The organism is Variovorax sp. WS11, assembly GCF_010499245.1.
GTDB lineage: Bacteria > Pseudomonadota > Gammaproteobacteria > Burkholderiales > Burkholderiaceae_C > Variovorax.
This window is the reverse complement of sequence record NZ_JAAGOW010000001.1, coordinates 3,511,423-3,533,422: the sequence shown is the minus strand read 5'-3', so window position 1 is coordinate 3,533,422 and position 22,000 is coordinate 3,511,423. Positions and strand designations below refer to the sequence as shown.

Genomic DNA, 22,000 nt, shown 5'->3' with positions numbered 1-22,000 from the left:
GCATCGGCCCACGCCAGAACGAGGAGACATGCCCATGAGCACGAGCGAGACACGCGCTACGGCCGCGCCCTTCAGCGCGTCCTTCCCCATCCGCAGCATCGAGGACGTGCGCCGGCTCGAAGCGAAGCCGCTCGCCGAGGCGCTGACGGTGCGCAGCACCTACGAGATCTTTCGCAATTCGGCCGCGGCCTTCGCCGACAAGACGGCGCTGACCTTGCTGCGCAGCGGCGACCCGGCCGACGAGCCGATCCGCTGGTCCTACGCGCAGCTGCTGGCAGGCATCCACCAGACCGCGAACCTGCTGCACAAGCTGGGCGTCGGACCCGAGGACGCGGTGGCTATCCTGCTGCCCGGCTGCCTCGACTACCACCTGGCCCTGTGGGGAGGCGCCGCGGCAGGCATCGCGCAGCCGCTCAATCCGCTGCTCACCGACGAAAAGCTGGTCTCGTTGATGACGGCCGGTCGCGCCAAGGTGCTGATCGCCTGGGGCGCGGACGACGATGCGGGCATGTGGTCCAAAGCCATGCGCCTGCGCAGCCAGGTGCCCACGCTGACCACCGTGCTGCGCGTGGCGCCGCACGACGAGGCGCCGGGCGCCGCGGGCGCGCTGCCCGAAGGCGTGCTCGACTTCGCCAAGGAGCGCGCGCGCGAGCCCGACGACCGCCTGGTGAGCGGCCGCGATATCCAACCCGGCGACATCGCCGCCTACTTCCACACCGGCGGCACCACCGGCGCGCCCAAGCTGGCGCGCCACAGTCATGGCGCCCAGGTCTTCACCGCCTTCGCCAGCGTGAACATGACCGGCCAGGGGCCCGACGACATCACGATCAACGGCTACCCGCTGTTCCACGTGGCGGGCGTGCTGCCGGCCTCGCTGGCCTCGCTCTCGGCCGGGGTGGAGGTGATCATTCCCACCACCACCCTGCTGCGCAACAAGGAGGTGATGGCGAACTACTGGAAGCTGGTGCAGAAGCACAGGCCGACCTCGCTGTCGGCCGTGCCCACGGTGCTGGCGGCGCTGGCCAACGTGCCGCTAGCCGGCGCCGACATCTCCTCCATCCACTACTGCCGCACCGGCGCCGCGGTGCTGCCGCCGGAGCTGGCGGCGCGTTTCGAGCGCCTGTTCGGCCTGCACGTGCACGAGAGCCTGGGCATGACCGAGATGGCCGGCATTTCCACCATCACGCCGCCCGGCGTGATCGGGCCGCCGGGCTGCGTGGGCCTGCGCCTGCCCTGGTCGCAGGTCCGCATCGTGGCGCTCGACGCGCACGGCAATGCCAGCGACCGCGAGCTGCCGCCCGGCGAGCAGGGCATGGTGCTCTTCAAGTCGCCCAACCTGTTCTCCGGCTTCGTCGATCCGGCGGACAACGCGAAGGCCTTCACCGCCGACGGCTGGCTGGCCACCGGCGACCTGGGCTGGCTCGACACGGAGGAGCGCCTCAACCTCAGCGGGCGCTCCAAGGACCTGATCATCCGCAGCGGCCACAACATCGACCCCAAGACCATCGAGGATGCGCTGGGCGCGCATCCCGCGGTGCAGCTGTGCGCCGCGGTCGGCGCGCCCGATGCCTACGCGGGCGAGCTGCCGGTGGCCTTCGCCACCCTGGTGCCGGGCGCGAAGGCGACCGAGGCCGAGCTGCTGGCCTTCACCGCGGAGCGCGTGGACGAGGCACCGGCCAAGCCCAAGGCGGTGGTGGTGATCGAGCAGATGCCGATGACCAATGTCGGCAAGATCTTCAAGCCCGACCTGCGCGCCCTGGCCGCGCGCCACGTGGCCGAGGCGCTGGTCGAGGAGGCCTGGGCCGACCTCGACCTGCCCGGCGCCGCGCGGCCGACGGTGCAGGCGCAGGGAGAAAAGGCGCTCACGGTGACCATCGACGCCGCCGCGACGGGGCCGGCCGTGCAGGCACTGCGGGTCCGGCTGCAGGACGCCCTCGGGCGCCTGCCGCTCAAGGTGCAGGTGGTCGTGCAGTAAGCGGCCGCCCGCCTGATCTTTTCATTCCAACGAGAGACAACCATGCCCATCCAGGACTTCACCCGCCGACGGTGCCTCGCCGCCGCGGCCTCGGCCATCGCCCTGTGCGCCGGCGCCCCCGCGCTCGCCCAGACCTACCCCGCCAAGCCAATCAAGATGGTCGTGCCCTTCGCGGCGGGCGGCGGCACCGACGTGCTGGCGCGCGTCATCGGCGAGAAGCTCGCGGCCAGCATGGGCCAGCCGGTGGTCATCGACAACAAGCCCGGCGCGGCCGGCATCATCGGCACCGACGCGGTGGCCAAGGCCGCGCCCGACGGCTACACGATCGTGCTGTCGATCTCCAACTCGCTGCTGACCAACCAATTCCTCTACGAGAAGCTGCCCTACAACCCGGAGCGCGACCTGACGATGGTCTACCAGGTGGCGATGGGCCCGCTGGTGCTGGTGGTGCATCCCAGCGTCTCCGCCAGCACCGGGCCCGAGATGCTCAAGTACGTGGCCGCCAACAAGGGCAAGATCGCCTATGGCTCCTACGGGGTGGGCGCCTACCCGCACCTGGCCGGCGCGCACATGAGCGCGACGCAGAACGCCGACATGAACCACGTCGCCTACAAGGGTGAGGCGCCGATGATCGCGGACCTGATCGGCGGCCAGATCCAGATGGCCTACGCCAGCTCGCTGCAGGCCAAGCCGCAGATCGAGGCCGGCAAGCTCAAGGCCATCGGCGTGACCGGCGAGCGCCGCCTCTCCTCGCTGCCCAACGTGCCCACGCTGGCCGAGCAGGGGCTGAAGGACGAGGCCTATCGGCTCACCGGCTGGCTGGCCGTCGCAGTGCCGGCGAAGACCCCCGAGCCCATCGTCAAGCGCCTGGCCGACGAGATCCGAAAGGCGACCCAGCAGCCCGATGTGCAGCAGAAGGTGGCAGCCATGGGCTTCGAGCTGAAGGACAGCTCGCCGGAGGCCTTCGCCGCGGCGTACAAGAAGGAACGGCCGGTGTGGGAGAAGCTGATCAAGCAGCCCGGCGCCAAACTCGAATAAGGACCACGGCATGAAGACCCGCATCACCGAGCTGCTCGGCATCCGCTACCCCATCATCCAGGGCGGCATGCAATGGGTGGGCCGCGCCGAGCTGGCGGCGGCGGTGTCCAACGCCGGCGGCCTGGGCATCCTGACGGCGCTGACCCAGCAGACGCCCGAGGCGCTGCGCGAGGAGATCGCCCGCACGCGGACGATGACGGACCGGCCCTTCGGCGTGAACCTCACGATCCTGCCGGCCGTGAAGCCGCCGCCCTATGCGCAGTACGTGCAGGCCATCCTCGACGGCGGCATCCGCATCGTCGAGACAGCCGGCAACAGCCCGCGCGACTTCATCGACCAGTTCAAGGCGCAGGGCGTGAAGATCGTGCACAAGTGCACCACGGTGCGCCATGCGCTCTCGGCCGAGCGCAACGGCGTGGACGCGGTCTCGATCGACGGCTTCGAATGCGCGGGCCATCCGGGCGAGGACGACGTGCCGGGCCTGGTGCTGCTGCCGATCGCGGCACGCGCGCTGCGCATCCCGATCATCGCCTCGGGCGGCATCGCCGACGGGCGCGGCATGGCGGCTGCGCTGGCGCTGGGCGCCGAGGGCGTGAACATGGGCACGCGCTTCTGCGTCACGCAGGAGGCGCCGATCCACTACAACATCAAGCAGGCGCTGGTCGCGGCCTCGGAGCGCGACACCAAGCTGATGTTCCGCACCCTGAAGAACACGGCGCGGGTGTTCCGCAACGCCATCTCGGAAGAAGTGGTGGCCACCGAGAACCGCCCCGGCGGCTGCCAGTTCGAGGACATCCGCCCGCTGGTGGCCGGCGTGCGCGGGCGCGCGGCGCTGGAGGCCGGCGAGGTCAACGGCGGCGTGATCTCGGCTGGGCAGTGCATCGGCCTGATCGACGACGTGCCGACCTGCGCCGAGCTGATCGAGCGCATGGTGCGCGAATGCCGCGAGCACCTGGACCGGGCGCGCGGCTACTTCGACTCGCCCTGACCCGACGCGGACTCATACCAACTCGCGTTCAATAGATTAGATATCATGTCATTCCACGAACTTCAAGGAGTCGTGGATGAAGACATTGATCGTGGGTGATAGGCCGACTGTTGAGCGCCTGGCGGAGCGGCTCAAGCGAGCCGGCAGTCATGCGGAGTACCAGCGCATCCAGTGCGTGCTCATCCGTGCGACGCTGGGCAGTTCAGCCGCGCAGATCGCCGAGTTGCTGGGCTGGTCCACAGCGACGGTGCATGTCTTGCACTCGCGCTGGTCGAAGGAGGGAGATGCCATCTTCGAGCTGCGCGGGCGTGGCGGCAGGCATCACCAACACCTCAGCCCAGAGCAAGAGCAGCAACTTCTGGCGCCATTCGTCAAGCGTGCCGAGGCGGGCGGCATGCTGACGGTGGCGGAGATCCAGCAGGCCTACCAGGAACAACTGGGCAAGCAGGTGGCCCCCTCTACGGTCTACCGACTTCTGGATCGCCACGGTTGGCGCAAGGTGGTGCCGCGCCCACGGCACCCCAGCAGCAGACGTGGCGGCGCAGGCCGCCTTTAAAAAACTGCGCCGCACGGTACGCCAAGAGGTCGAGCGCCAGGCTGAACGTGGGCGCCAAGTGCGCCTGATGTTCCAGGACGAAGGCCGATTCGGCTTGTTGGGCAGCCCTCGGCGCTGCTGGCACCTCACGGCACACGCCCGGTGGTCGGTGCGCGACTGGAGCGCAAGTACATCTACGCCTTCAGCGCCGTCAGCCCGCACGACGGCGTGCTGGACAGCCCTCGTGCTGCCCTGGGTCAGCGCCGAGACAATGTCGCTGTTCCTGAGCGAGGTCGCGCAGCGCCACGCCGCGGAATTCATCGTGATGGTCATGGATCAAGCAGGCTGGCACATCGCCGGTGATCTCGCCGTGCCGCAGAACATGCGCGTGATCTTCCTGCCCCCGTACAGCCCGGAGCTGAACCCCGCCGAGCACTTGTGGGAGTCGCTGCGCGAGGACTGCTTCGCCAACCACGTCTTCGCCAATCTGGACGCCGTCGAGAGCACCCTGACCAACGGACTCGTCGCCCTCGAATCCAATCCTACGCGAACCCATTCAATGACCGGGTTCAAATGGATAACTTCTATATCTTTGAACGCGAGTTAGTATCAGGCGTCGAACAGATAGGACTGCACGGTCGCCCCGATGCGGCGGACGATCTCCGGGCGCTTGAGCGCGACCACCGGCGGCAGTTTCAGCACGTAGCGGCACAGGGCGAAGCCCAGCACCTGGCTGGCGATCAAGCCGGCGCGCGCGGCCGCGCCGGCGCGCGAGTCGCCGCTCAGGCGCGCGATCAGGGGCGCCATCTGCGACGAGAACAGCGCCTGCATGCGCGCCGCCGCGGCCTCGTTGGTCGACGCGGTGCGCAGCAGCGCCATCAGCGTCTCGTCATCCTCCCACCGATCCAAAAAGTGCGACACCAGCGCGGCGCCCAGCGCATCGCTCGGCACGCCGGCCAAGTCCGGCAGGCGCAGGTCGAAATCGGCCGCCGCGGCAAACAGCCCTTCCTTGTTGCCGAAGTAGCGCATCACCATCGCGGGATCGATCTCGGCCGCGTTCGCCACGGCGCGGATGGTGGTGGCCTGGTAGCCCACGGCCGCGAACTGGGCACGCGCGGCCGCGAGGATGGTCGCCTTGGTCGCGTCGGAGCGCCGGGCGGGGGAGGATGGGGTCAGGTTCAGCCATGTCAACAAGTATAGGCCAACAGTTGTTGACAAACGGATCGGTCCTGGTCAGAATTGCCAACAAGCGTTGACCAACACTTGTTGACTTTACAGGAGACCCTCATGTCCGACCCGCGCATCCCCTCGTCTTCCTCCTTCGACACCGACGTGCTGATCGTCGGCGCAGGACCGGCCGGCCTCACGCTGGCGACCGCGCTCGCCGCCCGCGGCGCGAACTTCATGCTGATCGACCGGCAGGCCGAGGGTGCCAACACCTCGCGCGCCGCGGTGGTCCACGCCCACACGCTGGAGGCCCTCGAGCCGCTGCAGGTCGCGGCGCGGCTGGTCGAGCGCGGCGTGCAGGCGCAGCGCTTCACGATCCGCGACCGCGACCGCGTGCTGGTGCCGATCGGCTTCGACCAGCTGCCGACGCGCTATCCCTACACGCTGATGGTTTCGCAGGCGGTCACCGAAAGCGTGCTGCTCGAACGGCTGCGCGAGCTCGGCGGCCAGGTGCTGCGCCCGCGCGTGCTGACCGCCCTGCGCCAGGACGCCACCGGCGCCACTGCCACGCTCGACGACGGCCGGCAAGTGCGGGCGCGCTACGTGGTGGGCACCGACGGGATGCACAGCACGGTGCGCGAGCAGGCGGGCATCGGCTTTACCGGCGGCAGCTACGGCGAGTCCTTCCTGCTGGCCGACGTTCGCCTGACGGGCGGCGTGCCGCACGACGAGGTGATCCTCTACTTCTCGCCCGCGGGCATGGTTGTGGTGGCGCCCCTGCCGGGCGGTGCGCACCGCATCGTCGCGACGGTGGCGAATGCGCCGGAGCACCCCGACGCCGGTTACCTGCAGGCCCTGCTGGACGCGCGCGGCCCGGCGAGCGAGCGGGCAGTGGTCCGCGAGGTGCTGTGGGGTTCGCGCTTCAGGGTTCATCACCGGCTGGCCGATGCCTACCGCGCCGGGCGCGTGCTGCTGGCCGGCGATGCCGCCCATGTGCACAGCCCCGCCGGCGGCCAGGGCATGAACGTCGGCATCGTCGATGCGATCACCCTGGCCGATGCACTGAGCCAGGCGCTGGCCGGCAACGACGCCGCACTCGATGCCTACGGCACGATGCGGCGCCCCGTTGCGGGCCAGGTGATCGCGCTGGCCGATCGCCTCACGCGCATGGCGACGGCCCGGCCCGCTCTGCGGGCGGCGCGCAACCTTCTGCTGCGCACGCTGTCGCGACTGCCGATGGTCCGCCGGCAGCTGGCGTGGCGCCTCTCGGGCCTGGTCTACCGATAGGGCCGCAGCAGGTCAGTCGACGGCCTCTTTGAAGCCTTGGGGGCCGGTCTCGAAGACCTCTTGCATCGCCCGCGGCAGCAGCGCCCGCAGCCAGCGCGATGCCGCATCGTCATGGAAGCGCTCGTGCCAGAACTGCTCGATCAGCAGCTTCGGCAGCCGGATCGGCAGCGGATGCATGCGCACCGCCGCCACCGGGAGCATCAGCTCTGCCAGCGGCCGGGGAATGGTGGCGATCATGTCGCTGGCCGCCACGATGGTGGGCAAGGCGAGGAAGTGCGGCACGCGCGCACCGATGGAATCGAGCAGCCCCATGCGCTGCAGCGCGGCCTCGACGGCGTGGTGCCCGGTGCCCTGGGCCTGGGCCACGGCGTGGCGCTCGCGCGTGAAGTCCTGCAGCTTCATCCGCTCGCGGATGCGCGGATGTGTGGCGCTGGCGATGCACACGTACTCGCTGCGAAAGAAGGACTTGTGCAGCAGGCTCGCCCGCAGCGCGGGGCTGAAGCCGATGGCCACGTCCGCCGCACCGTCCCGCAGCGCGCTGACGACGGATTCGGTGGGCAGCTGAATGGCGCGAAAGCCCACGGCAGGCGCCTCGCGCCGGCACAGGCCGAGGATGCGCGGAAGGATGATCGCCTCGGCGATGTCCGTCATCACGATCGTGAACTCGCGGCGGCTCGACGCGGGGTCGAATTCGCCGCGGATGTCGAGCCCCTGCTCGAGCAGGGCCAGGGCCTGGCTGATGCGGCGAGCGATGGTCTCGGCCAGGGGCGTGGGCATGACGCCGCCGGGGCAGCGCACGAAGATGCGGTCGCCGAAATGCGCACGCAGATCCCGCAAGGCATGGCTGACGGTGGGCTGCGAAACACCCAGCGCCTCGGCCGCGCGCGAGACGTTGCGGCACTCCCAGATGGCCCGGAAGACACGAAGCCGGTTGAGGTCGAGTGCCTGCTTATTCATCCAACGAATAGTACAGACTAAACCATTCGCATTGCGTGGCGAGGGGTCTGGAACGAATACTTGCCGCAACGAAATCCGGAACCGAGACCATGAGACCCACTCCCCTTCAACAGCACGTCCTCCTGCAGGAAGACGCACGCGAGAGATTCACGATCCACGTCCATCAGCCGGACGCTGCGGACGCGACCCACGCCGTGGTGCTGCTCCCCGCCATCGCCGGCGTGAACGCGTACGTCGCGGGCCGCGCCGCACAGCTCGCGCGCGCCGGCTACCTGGTCGCCGTCGTCGACTACTTCAGCCGCAGCGCGTCGCAGCCGGACCTGTCCACGCCCGAGCGCATCGATGCCGCCGTGGCGGCCGTCGATGACCATCGCGTGCTGGGCGATGTCCGCCATGTGCTCGATTGGCTCGGCGAACGCGGCATCGATCGCCGGCACGCAGGCGTGCTGGGCTTCTGCATCGGCGGCAGCTACGCCGTGCTCGCGGCAAGCGAGGCGGACGGCCCCGCCTGCGCGGTCGCGTACTACGGGCAGCTGCGCCGCTCGCGCCCGAAAGCGCTGGACCCCATCGGCGTGGCGGCGCGCCTGCAGGCGCCGCTGCTGGGGCACTTCGGCGACATGGACAGGCTGATCGGCAAGGACGAGTTGGCCGACTTCTCGGCGCAGCTGCGCGAAGCCCAGCGGCACCATGAGCTCCACACCTATGCGGGCGCGCCCCACGCGTTCGACGAATGGTTCCGCCCTGCCGTCTTCCGCCCCGTCGCCGCCGCCGAGGCCTGGAGAAGAAGCCTGGTCTTCCTCGACTGGCATCTGCGCGGACGCCTGCCCGATTGACGCATTTTTTTCAACGACCCCAGGAGACACATTCATGAGCGCACAACTCAACACCGAAGACCACGCCCCGGAAACCACGTCGACCGTCGATCGCACCGAGTGGGCACGGTTCATGACCGATGACGAGTACTACCCCTTCCTCGTCAAGAAGAACCTGCGCGCGGCCATCTGGCGCTGGAACGATCTCGAGCCCCGTCTCGAGCAGGTGCTGCGCGACCCGCTGCGCCGCGCCGACCGCCGCTTCATCGCGCTGGTCAACAGCGACACCGGCGAAGCGGGCGGCGTGTTCCCGTCGATCTTTCTCGGCATCCAGATCTTCGGCCCCGGCGAGCACATCGCCGCCCACCGGCACAACTCCTACGCCCTCTATCACATCATCCAGGGCGAGGGCTATTCGGTGCTGGACGGGCAGCGCTTCGACTGGAAGCGCGGCGACACCTTCGGCTGCCCGCCGATGGCCAGCCACGAGCACATCAACACCGGCAGCGAGCCGGCCATCCAGTACGTCATCCAGGACATGCCGGCGCGCGCGATGGACCGCAACCTGATCTGGGAGGAGCCCATCGGCCGCACCTTCCACATGGTCGAGGGCAAGGCGCCGCACCAGGACTGATCGCTGCCTCGTCCCGACACCTACACACGGAGCACAAGATGCCTTCGACCCCTACTGTCGACGCAGCGACGGCGATCGACCAGGCGCCCTTCGGCCGCGCCCAGAAACGTATCGTCTTCCTCTGCGCATTGATCGCGATGCTGGACGGCTTCGACACCCAGGTCGTTGCCTTCGTGGCGCCGGTGCTGGCCGCCCAATGGGGCCTGCCGGTCTCGTCCTTCGGCCCGGTGTTCGGCGCCGGCCTGGCCGGGCTGATGCTCGGCGCGCTGGTCTTCGGCCCGGCAGCGGATCGCTTCGGGCGCCGCCGCGTGATCATGGCCACGACCGCGATCTTCGGCGCGTTCACCCTGCTGACGCCCTGGGCGGATTCGCTCACGACGCTGATGATCCTGCGGCTGCTGACGGGCCTCGGCCTGGGCGGCGCCATGCCCAACATCATTGCGCTGACCGCCGAGTACGCCCCGGCGCGTTCGCGCGCGACGCTGATCAGCCTGATGTTCTGCGGCTTCCCGCTGGGTGCCGTGCTCGGCGGCTTCCTGGCGGCGCGGATGATCCCCTCGCTCGGATGGGAATCGACCTTCTGGCTGGGCGGCGCGCTGCCTTTGCTGCTGCTGCCTGCGCTCTTCGTCTGGCTGCCGGAGTCCATCCGGCTGCTGGCCGCGCGGCGGACGCCCGACGCCACGCTGCGGGCGCTGCTGATCCCGATCCTCGGCGCGGAGCGCGCCGCGCAGGTGCATTTCAAGAGGAGCGAGGCGCAGCCCCAGAAAGGCATGAGCGTCCTGCAGCTCTTCGGTGGCCAGCGCACGGCGCAGACCCTGCTGCTGTGGGCGGTGTTCTTCATGAACCTGCTGGTGCTGTACTTCCTCGTCAACTGGTTGCCCGCTCTGCTGCGGCAGGCCGGCGTGCCGCTGGACAAGGCCATCGTGTCCACGGCGCTGCTCAATCTCGGCGGCATTGCAGGCGCCTTGATGTTCGCGCGCCTGATCGATCGGCTGGGCCCGTACCGGGTGCTCCTCGCCGCGTACGTCGCGGCAGGCCTGGCGACCTTCGCCATCGGCCGCATGACGCAGGCGGAGTTCCCCGCGCTGATGGCGATGGTCTGCGTCGCCGGCTTCTGCGTGATCGGCGCCCAGATCAGCATCAACGCGCTGGCGTCCAGCCTCTATGCCACCGAGATTCGCTCGACCGGCGTGGGCTGGGCCCTGGGCGTGGGGCGGCGGGCTCGATCGTCGGGGCCCGTGGTGGGCGGCATGCTGGTCGGCACCGGCGTGGCCCTGGAATCCCTCTTCGCCGTGGCTGCGCTCCCCGCGTGGCTGGCCGCTGTCGCGATCGCGCTGCTGGCTCGCCGGACGATGCGCCGTCGCGAAGCGGTGCCCGAAGCGGGCGCGCGCCCGGCGGCGGGAGCGCTTGAATGAGCGCCTATGTGCTGCCCCCGCCGCCCGCGACGGCCGTGCCCGTTGCAGGCAGCGACCTGCTCTTTCCGGTGCGCCGTGTCTACTGTGTCGGGCGCAACTACGCGGCGCATGCCCGCGAGATGGGCTTCTCGGATCGCGAGCCGCCCTTCTTCTTCTGCAAGCCCACGGACGCGATCGTCCCCATCCGCGAAGGGACGACGGCCGAGATCCCCTATCCCGCCTGCACCACGGACTTCCAGCACGAGATCGAGCTCGTCGTCGCCATCGGCAGGCGCGGCAGCGACATCCCGGTGGGCGAGGCGCTCGATCACGTCTTCGGCTATGCGGTCGGTCTCGACATGACCCGGCGCGACCTCCAGATCCGGATGCGCGAGCAAGGCAGGCCGTGGGAAATCGGAAAGTCCTTCGACGGCTCGGCACTGGTCGGCGAAATCCGGGCCGCCGCCGCCATCGGCCACCCCGAGCGCGCGCGCATCCGGGTCGACGTGGACGGCCAGACACGCCAGGACAGCGACATCGACCAGTTGATCTGGAACGTCGCGGAGACCATCGCGCACCTGTCCGGCTGGTTCGAGCTGCATCCGGGCGACCTCGTCTACACGGGAACGCCGGCCGGCGTGGGGCCCGTGCAAGCCGGACAGACGATGATCGGCGTGGTGGAGGGACTGGGCGAGCTTCGGGTGCACGTCGGTGCCGGGCTGCAGAACCCGACACCGAGCGCCCGGCCATGAGCACGGAACGCGGCTAAGGAAAGCCCCATAGGGAAACCGTTATCGATCGTTACGATCGGAGCTTGCCGAATCCCGGCCGCTGCGCCGTTTCCCGATGTCTTCCCCCGAGTCCGGCCCCTTGCTGGACGCCGCCAGCCCCTGCCCCGAGATCGAAGCCGCCGACGAGCCTTCCGACCCGCGTGCCCCTGGGCATCGAGGATTGGGCCACGGTGATCATCATGGGCCTCCTGGCCTGCATCACCTTCGCCAACGTGCTGGTGCGCTACTTCACCGACTCCTCCTTCGCCTGGACCGAGGAGTTCTCGGTAGTCCTGATGATCTTGCTGGCGATGGTCGCGGGCTCGGCCGCGGTGGCGCGCGACCGCCACATCCGCATCGAATACTTCGCGGAAAGCGGCTCCATGGGCCGGCGCAAACGGCTCGCGCAGTTCGGCGCGCTGATGGTGGCCGCGCTCTTCTTCCTGATCGCGGCGCTGAGCGTGCGCGTGGTGTGGGACGACTACCGCTTCGAGGAGACCTCGCCGGGCATCGGCGTGCCGCAGTGGTGGTATTCGGTCTGGCTGCCGATCGTCTGCTTCGCGATCGGGCTGCGCGCGGTGGGCCTGTTCATCCGGCGCAGCCGCGAGCGGCACGCCGAGGGCGAATGATCCCGGCGCTGCTCTTCGCCGCCTTCATCCTGATGATGCTGGTCGGCGTGCCGATCGGCGCGGCGCTGGGCCTTGCGGGTGCGGTCGCCATCGGGCTGGCCAATGCCGATGCCCAGTGGTTCGGCCTGCTGGCGGTGCCGCAGAACTTCTATGCCGGCCTGGGCAAGTACCCGCTGCTGGCAATCCCGATGTTCGTGCTGGTGGGCTCGATCTTCGACCGCTCGGGCGTGGCGCTGCGCCTGGTCAACTTCGCCGTGGCGATCGTCGGACGCGGGCCCGGCATGCTGCCGCTGGTGGCGATCGTGGTGGCGATGTTCCTCGGCGGCATCTCGGGCTCGGGCCCGGCCAATGCGGCGGCGGTGGGCGCGGTGATGATCGGTGCGATGTCGCGCGCCGGCTATCCGGCCGCCTACTCGGCCAGCGTGGTCGGCGCTGCGGCCGCCACCGACATCCTGATCCCGCCCTCGGTGGCCTTCATCGTCTACTCGGTGCTGGTGCCCGGCGCCTCGGTGCCGGCGCTGTTCGCGGCCGGCATGGTGCCGGGCGTGCTGGCCGGCCTGGCGCTGATCGTGCCGGCCGTGTGGATGGCGCGCAAGCACCGCATGGGCGCGCTCGAGGCCTCGCTGCCGCGCCCGCCCTTCTGGAAGAGTTTCCGCGAGGCGATCTGGGGCCTGGCGGCGCCGGTGCTCATTCTCGGCGGCATGCGCGCCGGCTGGTTCACGCCCACCGAGGCGGCGGTGGTCGCAGTGTTCTACGGGCTCTTCGTCGGCATGGCGGTGCATCGCACGATCCGCGTGCGCGACCTGTTCGTGATCCTGCGCGAGTCGGGCGAGCTCTCGGCGGTGATCCTGCTGGTGGTTTCGCTGGCGGGCATCTTTGCCTATTCGCTGTCGACGCTGGGCGTGATCGATCCGGTGACGCGCGCGATCGTGAACTCGGGGCTGGGCGAGTACGGCGTGCTGTCGCTGCTGATCCTGCTGCTGATCACGGTGGGCATGTTCCTCGACGGCGTGTCGATCTTCCTGATCTTCGTGCCGCTCTTGTGGCCGATCGTTCAGCATTACCAGTGGGACCCGGTATGGTTCGGCGTGATCCTCACGCTCAAGGTGGCGCTGGGCCAGTTCACGCCGCCGCTGGCGGTGAACCTGATGGTGTCCTGCCGCATTGCCGGCGTGCGCATGGAAGAGACCGTGCGCTGGGTGGGCTGGATGCTGTTTGCGATGTTCCTCGTGATGGTGGCCGTGATCGCGTGGCCGCAGCTCGCGCTGTGGCTGCCGCATACGCTGGGCTATTGATTTTTTCGCTTCGTTCCAAAGGAGACAGACCCATGAAATTCCGTCGTTCCCTGCTCGGCCTGCTGGCCCTCGCCGCCACGCTGGGCAGCTTCTCGGTCTCCGCGCCGGCGCAAGGCTACAAGGCCGAGTACAAGATGTCGCTGGTGCTGGGCCCGGCCACGCCCTGGGGCCAGGCCGGCAAGATCTGGGCCGACCTGGTGAAGGAGCGCACGCAGGGCCGAATCAACATCAAGCTCTACCCCGGCGTCTCGCTGATCCAGGGCGACCAGACGCGCGAGTTCAGCGCGCTGCGCCAGGGCGTGATCGACATGGCGGTGGGCTCGACCATCAACTGGTCGCCGCAGGTCAAGCAGCTCAACCTGTTCTCGCTGCCCTTCCTCATGCCCGACTACGCGGCCGTCGATGCGCTGACGCAGGGCGAGGTGGGCAAGGACATATTCAACACGCTGGACAAGGCCGGCGTGGTGCCGCTGGCCTGGGGCGAGAACGGCTACCGCGAGATCACCAACTCCAAGCGCGCGATCAAGTCGCCTGAAGACCTGAAGGGCATGAAGATCCGCGTGGTGGGCTCGCCCATCTTCTCCGACATGTTCAGCACGCTGGGCGCCAACCCGACGCAGATGAGCTGGGCCGATGCGCAGCCCGCGCTGGCGAGCGGCGCGGTGGACGGGCAGGAGAACCCGCTGTTCCTCTTCACTGTGCTCAAGATGCACACGGTGGGGCAGAAGTTCGTAACGACCTGGGGCTACATGGCGGACCCGCTGGTGTTCGTGGTCAACAAGGACATCTGGGCGTCGTGGACCCCGGCCGACCAGGCGATCGTGCGGCAGGCCGCGATCGACGCCGGCAAGCAGGAGATCGAGCTGGCGCGCAAGGGACTGGTGGAGGCCGACAAGCCGGTGCTGAAGGACATCGCGGGAATGGGCGTGACGGTCACGCAGCTCACGCCGGAAGAGCGCGAGGCCTTCGTGAAGGCGACGCGGCCTGTGTATGCGAAGTGGAAGCCACAGATCGGTGCGGAACTGGTGACGAAGGCTGAGCAGGCGATTGCTGCTCGGAAGAAGTAACGAGCGTTCTACCGCTGGGGGTCCCCACCCGGAAAGCAAAAAGCCCCGCACTGCGGGGCTTTCTGTTGAAGAACACAAGACTCAGTGCTGCAGGATCTTGTTGAGAAAGTCCCGGGTCCGCGCCTGCCGGTTCTCCGGGTGCGCGAAGAACTCGTCCTTCGAGCAGTCTTCGAGGATGCGCCCACCCACATCGATGAAGATCACCCGGCTCGCCACCTTGCGCGCGAAGCCCATCTCGTGCGTGACCACCATCATGGTCATGCCTTCCTTGGCCAGCGCCACCATCACGTCCAGCACCTCGCCCACCATTTCCGGGTCCAGCGCAGATGTGGGCTCGTCGAACAGCATCACGATCGGGTCCATGCTCAGCGCGCGAGCGATCGCCACGCGCTGCTGCTGACCGCCCGAGAGCTGGCCCGGGAACTTGTCCTTGTGCGCCATCAGGCCCACGCGGTCGAGCATCTTCAGACCGCGCACCTTGGCTTCGTCCTGCGAGCGGCCCAGCACCTTGATCTGCGCGATGGTGAGGTTCTCCGTCACCGACAGGTGCGGGAACAGCTCGAAGTGCTGGAACACCATGCCCACCCTGGAGCGCAGCTTCGGCAGGTTGGTCTTGGGGTCGTGCAGCGGCGTGCCGTTGACCGTGATCTCGCCCTTCTGGAAGGGCTCGAGCGCGTTCACCGTCTTGATCAGCGTGGACTTGCCCGAGCCCGAGGGCCCGCATACCACCACCACATCGCCCTTGGCGATGCTGACCGAGCAGTCGTTGAGCACCTGCACCGGGCCGTACCACTTGGAGACGTTCTTGATTTCGATCATTTTGTCGGCCATGACTTTGCCTTTCGATGTTCAGCGGATGATGGCGATCTTCTTGTGAAGACGCTTGACCATGTAGGAGAGCGCGTAGCAGATGATGAAGTACAGCACCGCCGCCAGCAGGTAGGACTCGATGGGCCGGCCGAAATTCTTGCCGGCCGTCTCGAAGCCCTTCAACAGGTCGTAGGCGCCGATGGCATACACCAGCGAGGTGTCCTGGAACAGGATGATGGTCTGCGTCAGCAGCACCGGCAGCATGTTGCGGAAGGCCTGCGGCAGGATCACCAGCGTCATGTTCTGCTTGTAGGTCATGCCCACCGCCTGCGCGGCGTGGACCTGGCCGCGCGGGATCGACTGGATGCCCGCGCGCATGATCTCGCTGAAGTAGGCCGCCTCGAAAGCCACGAAGGTGATGATGGCCGAGATCTCGGCGCCGATCGGCCGGCCGATGAGGAAGGGCACCAGCAGGAAGAACCACAGGATCACCATCACCAGCGGAATGCTGCGCATGCCGTTGACGTAGATCGCCGCGGGCGTGTCCAGCCACTTCTTGCCCGACAGCCGCATCAGCGCCAGCAGCGTGCCGAAGAGAATGCCGCCCAGCGTCGCGACGACCGTGAGGAAGAGACTGAAATACAGGCCCTTCAACAGGAAGCCGGTGATGACGTTCCAGTTGTAGAAGGAGAAGTCGAGGTTCGTCAGCATGTCAGTGCCCTCCCCCGCCGGCCTGGGCAATGAAGCCCGGCACCCGCGTCCGCTTCTCGATCGAGGCCATGATGCGGTTGATCGCGAAGGCCGAGATGATGTAGAGCACCGTCACGGCCAGGTACATCTCCATCGGCCGGGCGGTCTCTTCGCCGGCCTGCATCGCGAACTGCGTCATCTCGGCGATCGACACCGCGAAGGCCACCGACGAGTTCTTGAAGATGTTCATCGACTCGCTGGTCAGCGGCGGAATGATGATGCGATAGGCCATCGGCAGCAGCACGTAGCGGTAGTACTGCGGCGTGGTGAAGCCCACCGCCATGCCGGCGTAGCGCTGCCCGCGCGGCAGGGCCTGGATGCCGGAGCGCAACTGCTCCGCGATCCGCGACGAGGTGAAGAAGCCCAGCGCCAGCACCACCAGCACGAAGGGCGGCACGTCGCGCATGACCGGGAACAGCGCCGGCACCACGTGGTACCAGAGGAAGATCTGCACCAGCAGCGGAATGTTGCGGAACAGCTCGACCCAGGCATTGCCCAAGCGCACCCAGCCCGGGCTGTTGGGCAGCGTGCGGATCACGCCGACGATGGAGCCGAGGAGCAGCGCCACCACCAAGGCCGAGAGGGCGACGGACACCGTCCAGCCCCATGCGGAGAGCAGCCATTGCCAATATGTCGGGTCCTTGCCCCCCGGGTCCTGCAGGAAGACCTGCCAATCCCAACTTCCCATCGGGACCTCCTCAGTCGTTGTTGCTTGAAGAAAAAGAGAAACCTGAAAACAAACGCCCGCCGCAAAGGGCGGGCGTTTCGACTCAGCCCACGAGCATCACTTCTTGGCGTAGTCTTCCATCGGCTTGTCGTTGGGGGCCGCCCACGCGGCCTTGGTGGCTTCAGACAGCGGCAGGCCGACCTTGGTGTTGGTCGGCGGGATCGGCTGGTTGAACCACTTGTCGTAGAGCTTGGCCAGCGAGCCGTCCTTGATCTGGTTCTTGATGCTGTCGTCGACCGCCTTCTTGAAAGCTGGGTCGTCCTTGCGCATCATGCAGGCGATCGGCTCGACCGACAGGGGCTCGCCGACGACCTTGAAGCCGGCCGGGTTCTTGGACTTGGAGATGTTGCCGGCCAGGATCTGGCCATCCATCACGAAGGCATCGGCACGGCCCGATTCGAGCAGCAGGAAGCTGTCGGCGTGGTCCTTGCCCATGACTTCCTTGAAGTCGATGCCCTGGGCGCGCTCGTTCTTGCGCAGGGTCTGCACGGAGGTCGTGCCGGTGGTGGTGGCCACGCTCTTGCCGTTGAGGTCCGCGACCTTGGTGATGCCGGAGTCGGCCTTGACGGCGATGCGCACTTCCTCGACGTAGGTGGTGATCGCGAAGGCCACGTCCTTCTGGCGGGTGGCGTTGTTGGTGGTCGAGCCGCATTCGAGGTCGACGGTGCCGTTCTGCACCAGGGGAATGCGGTTCTGCGAGGTCACCAGCTGTTCCTTCACTTCCAGCTTGGGCAGGCCCAGCTGCTTTTGCACGTCGCTCAGGATCTTGCGGGCCATCTCGGTGTGGAAGCCGACGTACTTGCCGTCGCCGATGGTGTAGGCCAGCGCGCCGGACGAGTCGCGTACCCCCATCGTGACGCTGCCGCTGGCCTTGATCTTGGCCAGGGTGTCAGTGGCTTGGGCCATTGCGCCTCCCGCGGCGAGCGCCATCACGGCCAGCGCCAATACTTGCTTCTTCATAAGGAAAACTCCTGTGACTGAGAGATACACAAATTCTAGACACCCGCATTCTGCGGCATACCCGGGCCAACCCGGTGCGCCGCGCACCGCCTGCGATCACGCGGAGTGTGCAGCAGTTCCGAGGCGGTGCACCGTGTTGCAAAGCGCTTCATGGGATTAGCTATAGCAGCCTTTGTGCCCGAAAAAAAGCACGCGCCTGGCGCGTGCTCTCCGAAGCCTGGGACAGCAGAAAACGTGCGGCCCGACTGTAGGGGTGCCCCCTACCCAAGGCAAATGCCCTTTGCGGCGGTCGGCATGCCGGGGCGTCATAGATTTGTGCAGCGCACAAAGAAAGGGGTCTTGCTCAAGCAGCGGGTTGGGTGCCGACGAGGTAGGCCCACAGCGCGTCGGCCGTGCCCTTGTTGCTGCGCACCGTGGCGCCCTCCCCCTTGGCGGTACGCGAGCCGGGCTTGCCCGGCGCCGCGGCGGCCGGCCGCTCGCGGTAGGCGCGGATCTCCATGGTGGCCTCGAGCTTCTCGATCTCGGGCGGCAGCGCGCTCACCAGCGTGCGCGCCCGCACCTCCTTGCGCACCGCGCTCTGCGGCAGGAAGGCGATGCCGTGCCCTTCGAGCGCCATCACCTTGAGACCCTCGGCCATGTCGGTCTCGTAGACGCGGTCGAGATGGATGGCGGTGTGCGATTCCTTCAGCAGCTGGTCGACCACCCGGCCCAGGTAGGCCCCGGGGGCATAGCCCAGGTAGGGCAGCGGCTGGCCGGGGCGGCCCGGCAGCCGATAGCGCGGCGCACCCTCGGCATCGGGCTTGACCCAGGGCGCGACCACTTCCTCGCCGAGGCTCACCATCTCGTAGCGGGTGGCGTCCAGCGGCAGCGGCTGCGAGGGGTGGTGGTAGGCGATCAGCAGGTCGCAGCTGCCTTCCACCAGGCGCAGCACGGCATCGTGCACGTTGAGGGCGATGAGCCGGCTCTTCAGCGGCCCGAACTGCTCGCGCAGGCTGGTGACCCAGGCCGGGAAGAAGGTAAAGGCGAGGGTGTGCGGCACGGCCACCTCGATCACGTCCTGCGCCGCGGCCGAATGGCCGCGCAGCATGGCGCGCGTGCTCTGCAGGGCTTGCAGCATCTCGATGGCCTGGCCGTAGAGCGTCTGGCCGGCGGGCGTGAGGCGGGTGGGGTAGGAGCTGCGGTCGACCAGGTCGGTGCCGGCCCAGCCTTCGAGCGCCTGGATGCGGCGCGAGAAGGCCGGCTGGGTCACGTGGCGCAGCTGGGCCGAGCGGCTGAAGCTGCGTGTCTCTGCAAGGCTGACGAAGTCCTCAAGCCACTTGGTTTCCATGGGCGACGATTATGTCTGCGCCATGACGTGGCCATTTCTAGATGGGCGACACCACGCCGCGCCCCGCGAAGTGCCCTTCTGCGTTGGCCATGAAGCGGTCCACCGAGGCCTGCGTGGCCTCGGGCGACCAGCCGGCCACGTGCGGCGTGAGCAGCACGTTGTCGAGCCCGATCAGCGGCTCGGGGCGCTTGGGCTCGCTCTCGTAGACGTCGAGCCCGGCGCCGGCGATGCGGCCCTCGCGCAGCGCGGCCGCGAGCGCTTCGGTGTCGACCACGCTGCCGCGCGAGATGTTGACCACGTAGCCCCGCGGCCCGAGCGCGTCGAGGATGCCGGCATCGACCAGGTGCCGCGTGCCGGGACCGCCCGGCGTGGCGACCATCAGCACGTCGGCCCAGGCGGCCAGCGCCTGCAGGCTGTCGAAGTAGCGGTGCGCGGCGCCCTCGCGCGGCTTGCGGTTGTGGTAGCCGACTTCCATGTCGAAGCCGGCGGCGCGCTTCGCGATCTTCTGGCCGATGGTGCCCAGGCCCAGGATGCCCAGGCGCTTGCCCGAGACGTTGGGCGGCTGCGGGATCGCCTCGCGCCACACGCCCTCCCGGCACTGCCGGTCGAGCGTGCGGATGCCGCGCACGATGCCGATCAGCAGGCCGAAGGCATGGTCGGCCACGCAGTCGTCGTTGGTGCCGGCGCCGTTGGCGAGCGCGATGCCGCGCGAGCGCGCCGCCGAGAGTGGCAGGCCTTCGTAGCCCGCGCCCATCGCGCAGATCAGCTCGACCTTCGGCATCGCGGCCAGCTCCTCGGGCGTGAGTCCGATCACGCCGATCGTCAGCACCGCGCGGAAGCGGGCGCCCTGCGCCGCGATGGCGGCCGCGCGTTCGGCCGCGGTGGGCGCGTAGCGCATGTCGTAGACGGCGGCAATCTGGGCCTGGTGCGCGCTCGACAGGCTGTTGAGCACCAGGAGGGGAATCTTGTCGGGCATCGTCCGATCTCCGGAAAAAGCGGTGGGAATCAAAGAACGGGCTCGGCAGCCTCGATCTGCTGCAGGGCCCACATCTGGGCATAGCGCGCCTCCCTGGCGAGCAGCTGCGCATGGGTGCCACGCTCGACGATCACGCCGCCCTCGAGCACCAGGATCTCGTGCGCGTCGACCACGGTCGAGAGCCGGTGCGCGATCACCAGGGTGGTCTTGTTCTGCGCCGCGCTCTTGAGCTCGGACTGGATCGCGCGCTCGTTGGCCGAGTCCAGCGCCGAAGTGGCCTCGTCGAAGATCAGGATCGGCGGGTTCTTCAGCAGCGTGCGCGCGATCGCCACCCGCTGCTTCTCGCCGCCCGAGAGCTTGAGGCCGCGCTCGCCGACGGCCGTCTCGTAGCCCTTGGGCGTGGCGGCGATGAAGTCGTGGATGCGCGCCGCCCGCGCCGCCTGCTCGACTTCGGCACGGCTCGCGCCCGGGCGGCCATAGGCGATGTTGTATTCGATGGTGTCGTTGAAGAGCACCGTGTCCTGCGGCACGATACCGATGGCCTGGCGCACGCTGGCCTGCGTCACCTCGCGGATGTCCTCGCCGCCGATGAGGATGCGGCCCTGCTGGACGTCGTAGAAGCGGTACAGGAGCCGCGCCAGGGTTGACTTACCCGAGCCGGAAGGCCCGACCACCGCCACCGTCTTGCCCGCGGGGATCTCGAAGCTCACGTGCTTCAGAATCGGCCGCGCGGCCTCGTAGGCAAAGCTCACATCCTCGAAACGCACGCTGGCATCGCGCCCAGCCAGCGGCAGCGCGCCCGGCGCGTCGCGCACCTCGCGCTCCTTCTCCATCAGCACGAACATCTTGTCCAGGTCCGTGAGGCTCTGCTTGATCTCGCGGTAGATCACGCCCAGGAAGTTGAGCGGGATGTACAGCTGGATCATGAAGGCGTTGACCATCACCAGGTCGCCCAGCGTCATGCGGCCCTCGACCACGCCCGAGGTGGCGCGCCACAGCATCAGCACCAGGCTCACCGCAATCAGCATCTGCTGGCCGGTGTTCAGCAGGCTCAGCGTGTTCTGGCTCTTGATGGCGGCGCGGCGGTAGCGGTCCAGGCTGGCGTCGTAGCGCCCGGCCTCGAACTCCTCGTTGTTGAAATACTTGACCGTCTCGTAGTTCAGCAACGAGTCGATGGCGCGGCTCTGCGCCACCGAGTCGAGCTCGTTCATGGTCTTGCGAAACTGCGTGCGCCACTCGGTCACGGTGACGGTGAAGAGGATGTAGAGCACCAGCGCGCATCCGGTGATCCAGACGAAGAGCGCATCGAACTTGACGCCCAGGATGGTGAGCACCAGCGCGAGCTCGATGATGGTCGGCACGATGCTGTAGAGCGACATCGAAATCAGCGAATGCACGCCGCGCGTGCCGCGCTCGATGTCGCGCGTCATGCCGCCGGTCTGCCGCTCCAGGTGGAAGCGCAGCGACAGCGCATGCAGGTGGCGGAACACCTCCAGCGAGATGCTGCGCGCCGCCCCCTCGGTCGCCTTGGCAAACACCAGCTCGCGCAGCTCGCCGAACAGCGAGGTCGAGAAGCGCAGCAGCCCGTAGGCCACCAGCAGCGCGATCGGCACCACCAGCAGCGCCTGCGCCATGTCGGGCCTGGGCGTCATGGTGTCGACCAGGTTCTTCAGCAGCACCGGCACGCCGACGTTGGCGACCTTGGCGCCCACCATGAAGAGCAGTGCGGCCAGCACGCGCCACTTGTATCGCCAGAGGTACGGGAAGAGCCGGCGCAGGGTCGCCCAGTCGGAGCGATCGGCGCGCGCGGGCTCGCTGGACGAGGCGTGGTGGGCAGAGGAAAGGGTTTCGCCGCTACGGCGCATGAGGAGACAATCGTGGCTGTTGCTTTTCCCGGATTGT

21 protein-coding genes and 1 pseudogene are annotated in these 22,000 nt (G+C 68.2%); 13 read left to right on the top strand and 9 right to left on the bottom strand.

From position 1 onward, the window contains the following. Positions 1–28: 28 nt before the first annotated feature. From GXN78_RS17425 to GXN78_RS17405, 5 genes are all read left to right on the top strand, one after another. A complete protein-coding gene (locus GXN78_RS17425; RefSeq protein WP_106560542.1) occupies positions 29–1,975 on the top strand; it encodes an acyl-CoA synthetase in 1,947 nt (648 codons plus the stop codon). Between the two features lie 42 nt (positions 1,976–2,017). Next, positions 2,018–3,013 carry a tripartite tricarboxylate transporter substrate binding protein gene (locus GXN78_RS17420; RefSeq protein ID WP_106560543.1) on the top strand — a complete coding sequence of 332 codons (996 nt, stop codon included), beginning with the start codon at positions 2,018–2,020 and terminating at the stop codon, positions 3,011–3,013. A gap of 10 nt (positions 3,014–3,023) precedes the next feature. Then, the gene (locus GXN78_RS17415; protein WP_106560544.1) at positions 3,024–4,001 is read left to right on the top strand and encodes a nitronate monooxygenase family protein; all 978 of its coding nucleotides are present in this window, start codon (positions 3,024–3,026) and stop codon (positions 3,999–4,001) included. Between the two features lie 76 nt (positions 4,002–4,077). Next, complete coding sequence (locus tag GXN78_RS17410; RefSeq protein WP_164255518.1) at positions 4,078–4,557, top strand: winged helix-turn-helix domain-containing protein; 480 nt, start codon at positions 4,078–4,080, stop codon at positions 4,555–4,557. Beyond that, the gene (locus GXN78_RS17405; RefSeq protein WP_164255517.1) at positions 4,535–5,143 is read left to right on the top strand and encodes an IS630 family transposase; all 609 of its coding nucleotides are present in this window, start codon (positions 4,535–4,537) and stop codon (positions 5,141–5,143) included. Before GXN78_RS17410 ends, GXN78_RS17405 begins: the two co-directional genes overlap by 23 nt. A gap of 2 nt (positions 5,144–5,145) precedes the next feature. On the opposite strand, the gene GXN78_RS17400 is transcribed toward GXN78_RS17405, so the two are convergent. Next, the gene (locus tag GXN78_RS17400; RefSeq protein WP_239142746.1) at positions 5,146–5,727 is read right to left on the bottom strand and encodes a TetR family transcriptional regulator; all 582 of its coding nucleotides are present in this window, start codon (positions 5,725–5,727) and stop codon (positions 5,146–5,148) included. 96 nt (positions 5,728–5,823) lie between these two features. Between GXN78_RS17400 and GXN78_RS17395 the strand changes: the two genes are divergently transcribed. After that, positions 5,824–6,990: an FAD-dependent oxidoreductase gene (locus GXN78_RS17395; protein ID WP_106561424.1), complete on the top strand. Its 1,167-nt coding sequence runs from the start codon at positions 5,824–5,826 to the stop codon at positions 6,988–6,990. A 12-nt stretch (positions 6,991–7,002) separates the two neighbouring features. Here GXN78_RS17395 and GXN78_RS17390 read toward each other — a convergent pair whose 3' ends face one another. Then, on the bottom strand, positions 7,003–7,947 hold the full coding sequence (locus GXN78_RS17390) for a LysR family transcriptional regulator (protein WP_106561423.1): 945 nt from the start codon (positions 7,945–7,947) through the stop codon (positions 7,003–7,005). An 89-nt stretch (positions 7,948–8,036) separates the two neighbouring features. On the opposite strand from GXN78_RS17390, the gene GXN78_RS17385 reads away from it, so the two are divergent. From GXN78_RS17385 to GXN78_RS17355, 7 genes and pseudogenes are all read left to right on the top strand, one after another. Beyond that, positions 8,037–8,780 carry a dienelactone hydrolase family protein gene (locus GXN78_RS17385; protein ID WP_106561422.1) on the top strand — a complete coding sequence of 248 codons (744 nt, stop codon included), beginning with the start codon at positions 8,037–8,039 and terminating at the stop codon, positions 8,778–8,780. 34 nt (positions 8,781–8,814) lie between these two features. Beyond that, a complete protein-coding gene (locus GXN78_RS17380) occupies positions 8,815–9,393 on the top strand; it encodes a cupin domain-containing protein (RefSeq protein WP_164255514.1) in 579 nt (192 codons plus the stop codon). Between the two features lie 38 nt (positions 9,394–9,431). After that, on the top strand, positions 9,432–10,808 hold the full coding sequence (locus tag GXN78_RS17375; protein WP_164255513.1) for an MFS transporter: 1,377 nt from the start codon (positions 9,432–9,434) through the stop codon (positions 10,806–10,808). Then, positions 10,805–11,539, top strand: a complete 735-nt coding sequence (locus tag GXN78_RS17370) for a fumarylacetoacetate hydrolase family protein (RefSeq protein ID WP_106561419.1) — start codon at positions 10,805–10,807, stop codon at positions 11,537–11,539. The genes GXN78_RS17375 and GXN78_RS17370 overlap by 4 nt, the downstream gene beginning before the upstream one ends. Before the next feature lie 94 nt (positions 11,540–11,633). Then, positions 11,634–12,186, top strand: a pseudogene (locus GXN78_RS17365) (TRAP transporter small permease). Further along, positions 12,183–13,481 carry a TRAP transporter large permease gene (locus GXN78_RS17360; RefSeq protein WP_106560638.1) on the top strand — a complete coding sequence of 433 codons (1,299 nt, stop codon included), beginning with the start codon at positions 12,183–12,185 and terminating at the stop codon, positions 13,479–13,481. Before GXN78_RS17365 ends, GXN78_RS17360 begins: the two are co-directional and overlap by 4 nt. A gap of 32 nt (positions 13,482–13,513) precedes the next feature. Then, positions 13,514–14,548 (top strand): DctP family TRAP transporter solute-binding subunit, encoded by a 1,035-nt coding sequence (locus tag GXN78_RS17355; RefSeq protein ID WP_106560639.1) that lies wholly within the window; start codon positions 13,514–13,516, stop codon positions 14,546–14,548. Between the two features lie 81 nt (positions 14,549–14,629). On the opposite strand, the gene GXN78_RS17350 is transcribed toward GXN78_RS17355, so the two are convergent. From GXN78_RS17350 to GXN78_RS17320, 7 genes are all read right to left on the bottom strand, one after another. Next, positions 14,630–15,367 carry an amino acid ABC transporter ATP-binding protein gene (locus GXN78_RS17350; protein ID WP_106560666.1) on the bottom strand — a complete coding sequence of 246 codons (738 nt, stop codon included), beginning with the start codon at positions 15,365–15,367 and terminating at the stop codon, positions 14,630–14,632. 30 nt (positions 15,368–15,397) lie between these two features. Then, complete coding sequence (locus tag GXN78_RS17345; protein WP_106560640.1) at positions 15,398–16,069, bottom strand: amino acid ABC transporter permease; 672 nt, start codon at positions 16,067–16,069, stop codon at positions 15,398–15,400. Position 16,070: 1 nt separating this feature from the next. After that, positions 16,071–16,796, bottom strand: a complete 726-nt coding sequence (locus GXN78_RS17340) for an amino acid ABC transporter permease (RefSeq protein ID WP_106560641.1) — start codon at positions 16,794–16,796, stop codon at positions 16,071–16,073. Positions 16,797–16,892: 96 nt separating this feature from the next. Continuing rightward, positions 16,893–17,795: a transporter substrate-binding domain-containing protein gene (locus tag GXN78_RS17335; RefSeq protein WP_106560642.1), complete on the bottom strand. Its 903-nt coding sequence runs from the start codon at positions 17,793–17,795 to the stop codon at positions 16,893–16,895. A gap of 343 nt (positions 17,796–18,138) precedes the next feature. Next, on the bottom strand, positions 18,139–19,122 hold the full coding sequence (locus GXN78_RS17330; protein WP_106560643.1) for a LysR substrate-binding domain-containing protein: 984 nt from the start codon (positions 19,120–19,122) through the stop codon (positions 18,139–18,141). 37 nt (positions 19,123–19,159) lie between these two features. After that, positions 19,160–20,098, bottom strand: a complete 939-nt coding sequence (locus GXN78_RS17325) for a 2-hydroxyacid dehydrogenase (RefSeq protein ID WP_106560644.1) — start codon at positions 20,096–20,098, stop codon at positions 19,160–19,162. 29 nt (positions 20,099–20,127) lie between these two features. Beyond that, positions 20,128–21,963 (bottom strand): ABC transporter ATP-binding protein/permease, encoded by a 1,836-nt coding sequence (locus tag GXN78_RS17320; protein ID WP_106560645.1) that lies wholly within the window; start codon positions 21,961–21,963, stop codon positions 20,128–20,130. Between the last annotated feature and the right edge of the window lie 37 nt (positions 21,964–22,000).

Excerpts from the sequence above, each read along its gene's own strand:
- GXN78_RS17425 (WP_106560542.1), top strand. The coding sequence starts at position 29 with ATGCCCATGAGCACGAGCGAGACACGCGCTACGGCCGCGCCCTTCAGC.
- GXN78_RS17420 (WP_106560543.1), top strand. The coding sequence starts at position 2,018 with ATGCCCATCCAGGACTTCACCCGCCGACGGTGCCTCGCCGCCGCGGCC.
- GXN78_RS17415 (WP_106560544.1), top strand. The coding sequence starts at position 3,024 with ATGAAGACCCGCATCACCGAGCTGCTCGGCATCCGCTACCCCATCATC.
- GXN78_RS17410 (WP_164255518.1), top strand. The coding sequence starts at position 4,078 with ATGAAGACATTGATCGTGGGTGATAGGCCGACTGTTGAGCGCCTGGCG.
- GXN78_RS17395 (WP_106561424.1), top strand. The coding sequence starts at position 5,824 with ATGTCCGACCCGCGCATCCCCTCGTCTTCCTCCTTCGACACCGACGTG.
- GXN78_RS17390 (WP_106561423.1), bottom strand. The coding sequence starts at position 7,947 with ATGAATAAGCAGGCACTCGACCTCAACCGGCTTCGTGTCTTCCGGGCC.
- GXN78_RS17385 (WP_106561422.1), top strand. The coding sequence starts at position 8,037 with ATGAGACCCACTCCCCTTCAACAGCACGTCCTCCTGCAGGAAGACGCA.
- GXN78_RS17380 (WP_164255514.1), top strand. The coding sequence starts at position 8,815 with ATGAGCGCACAACTCAACACCGAAGACCACGCCCCGGAAACCACGTCG.
- GXN78_RS17375 (WP_164255513.1), top strand. The coding sequence starts at position 9,432 with ATGCCTTCGACCCCTACTGTCGACGCAGCGACGGCGATCGACCAGGCG.
- GXN78_RS17370 (WP_106561419.1), top strand. The coding sequence starts at position 10,805 with ATGAGCGCCTATGTGCTGCCCCCGCCGCCCGCGACGGCCGTGCCCGTT.
- GXN78_RS17360 (WP_106560638.1), top strand. The coding sequence starts at position 12,183 with ATGATCCCGGCGCTGCTCTTCGCCGCCTTCATCCTGATGATGCTGGTC.
- GXN78_RS17355 (WP_106560639.1), top strand. The coding sequence starts at position 13,514 with ATGAAATTCCGTCGTTCCCTGCTCGGCCTGCTGGCCCTCGCCGCCACG.
- GXN78_RS17350 (WP_106560666.1), bottom strand. The coding sequence starts at position 15,367 with ATGATCGAAATCAAGAACGTCTCCAAGTGGTACGGCCCGGTGCAGGTG.
- GXN78_RS17345 (WP_106560640.1), bottom strand. The coding sequence starts at position 16,069 with ATGCTGACGAACCTCGACTTCTCCTTCTACAACTGGAACGTCATCACC.
- GXN78_RS17340 (WP_106560641.1), bottom strand. The coding sequence starts at position 16,796 with ATGGGAAGTTGGGATTGGCAGGTCTTCCTGCAGGACCCGGGGGGCAAG.
- GXN78_RS17335 (WP_106560642.1), bottom strand. The coding sequence starts at position 17,795 with ATGAAGAAGCAAGTATTGGCGCTGGCCGTGATGGCGCTCGCCGCGGGA.
- GXN78_RS17330 (WP_106560643.1), bottom strand. The coding sequence starts at position 19,122 with ATGGAAACCAAGTGGCTTGAGGACTTCGTCAGCCTTGCAGAGACACGC.
- GXN78_RS17325 (WP_106560644.1), bottom strand. The coding sequence starts at position 20,098 with ATGCCCGACAAGATTCCCCTCCTGGTGCTCAACAGCCTGTCGAGCGCG.
- GXN78_RS17320 (WP_106560645.1), bottom strand. The coding sequence starts at position 21,963 with ATGCGCCGTAGCGGCGAAACCCTTTCCTCTGCCCACCACGCCTCGTCC.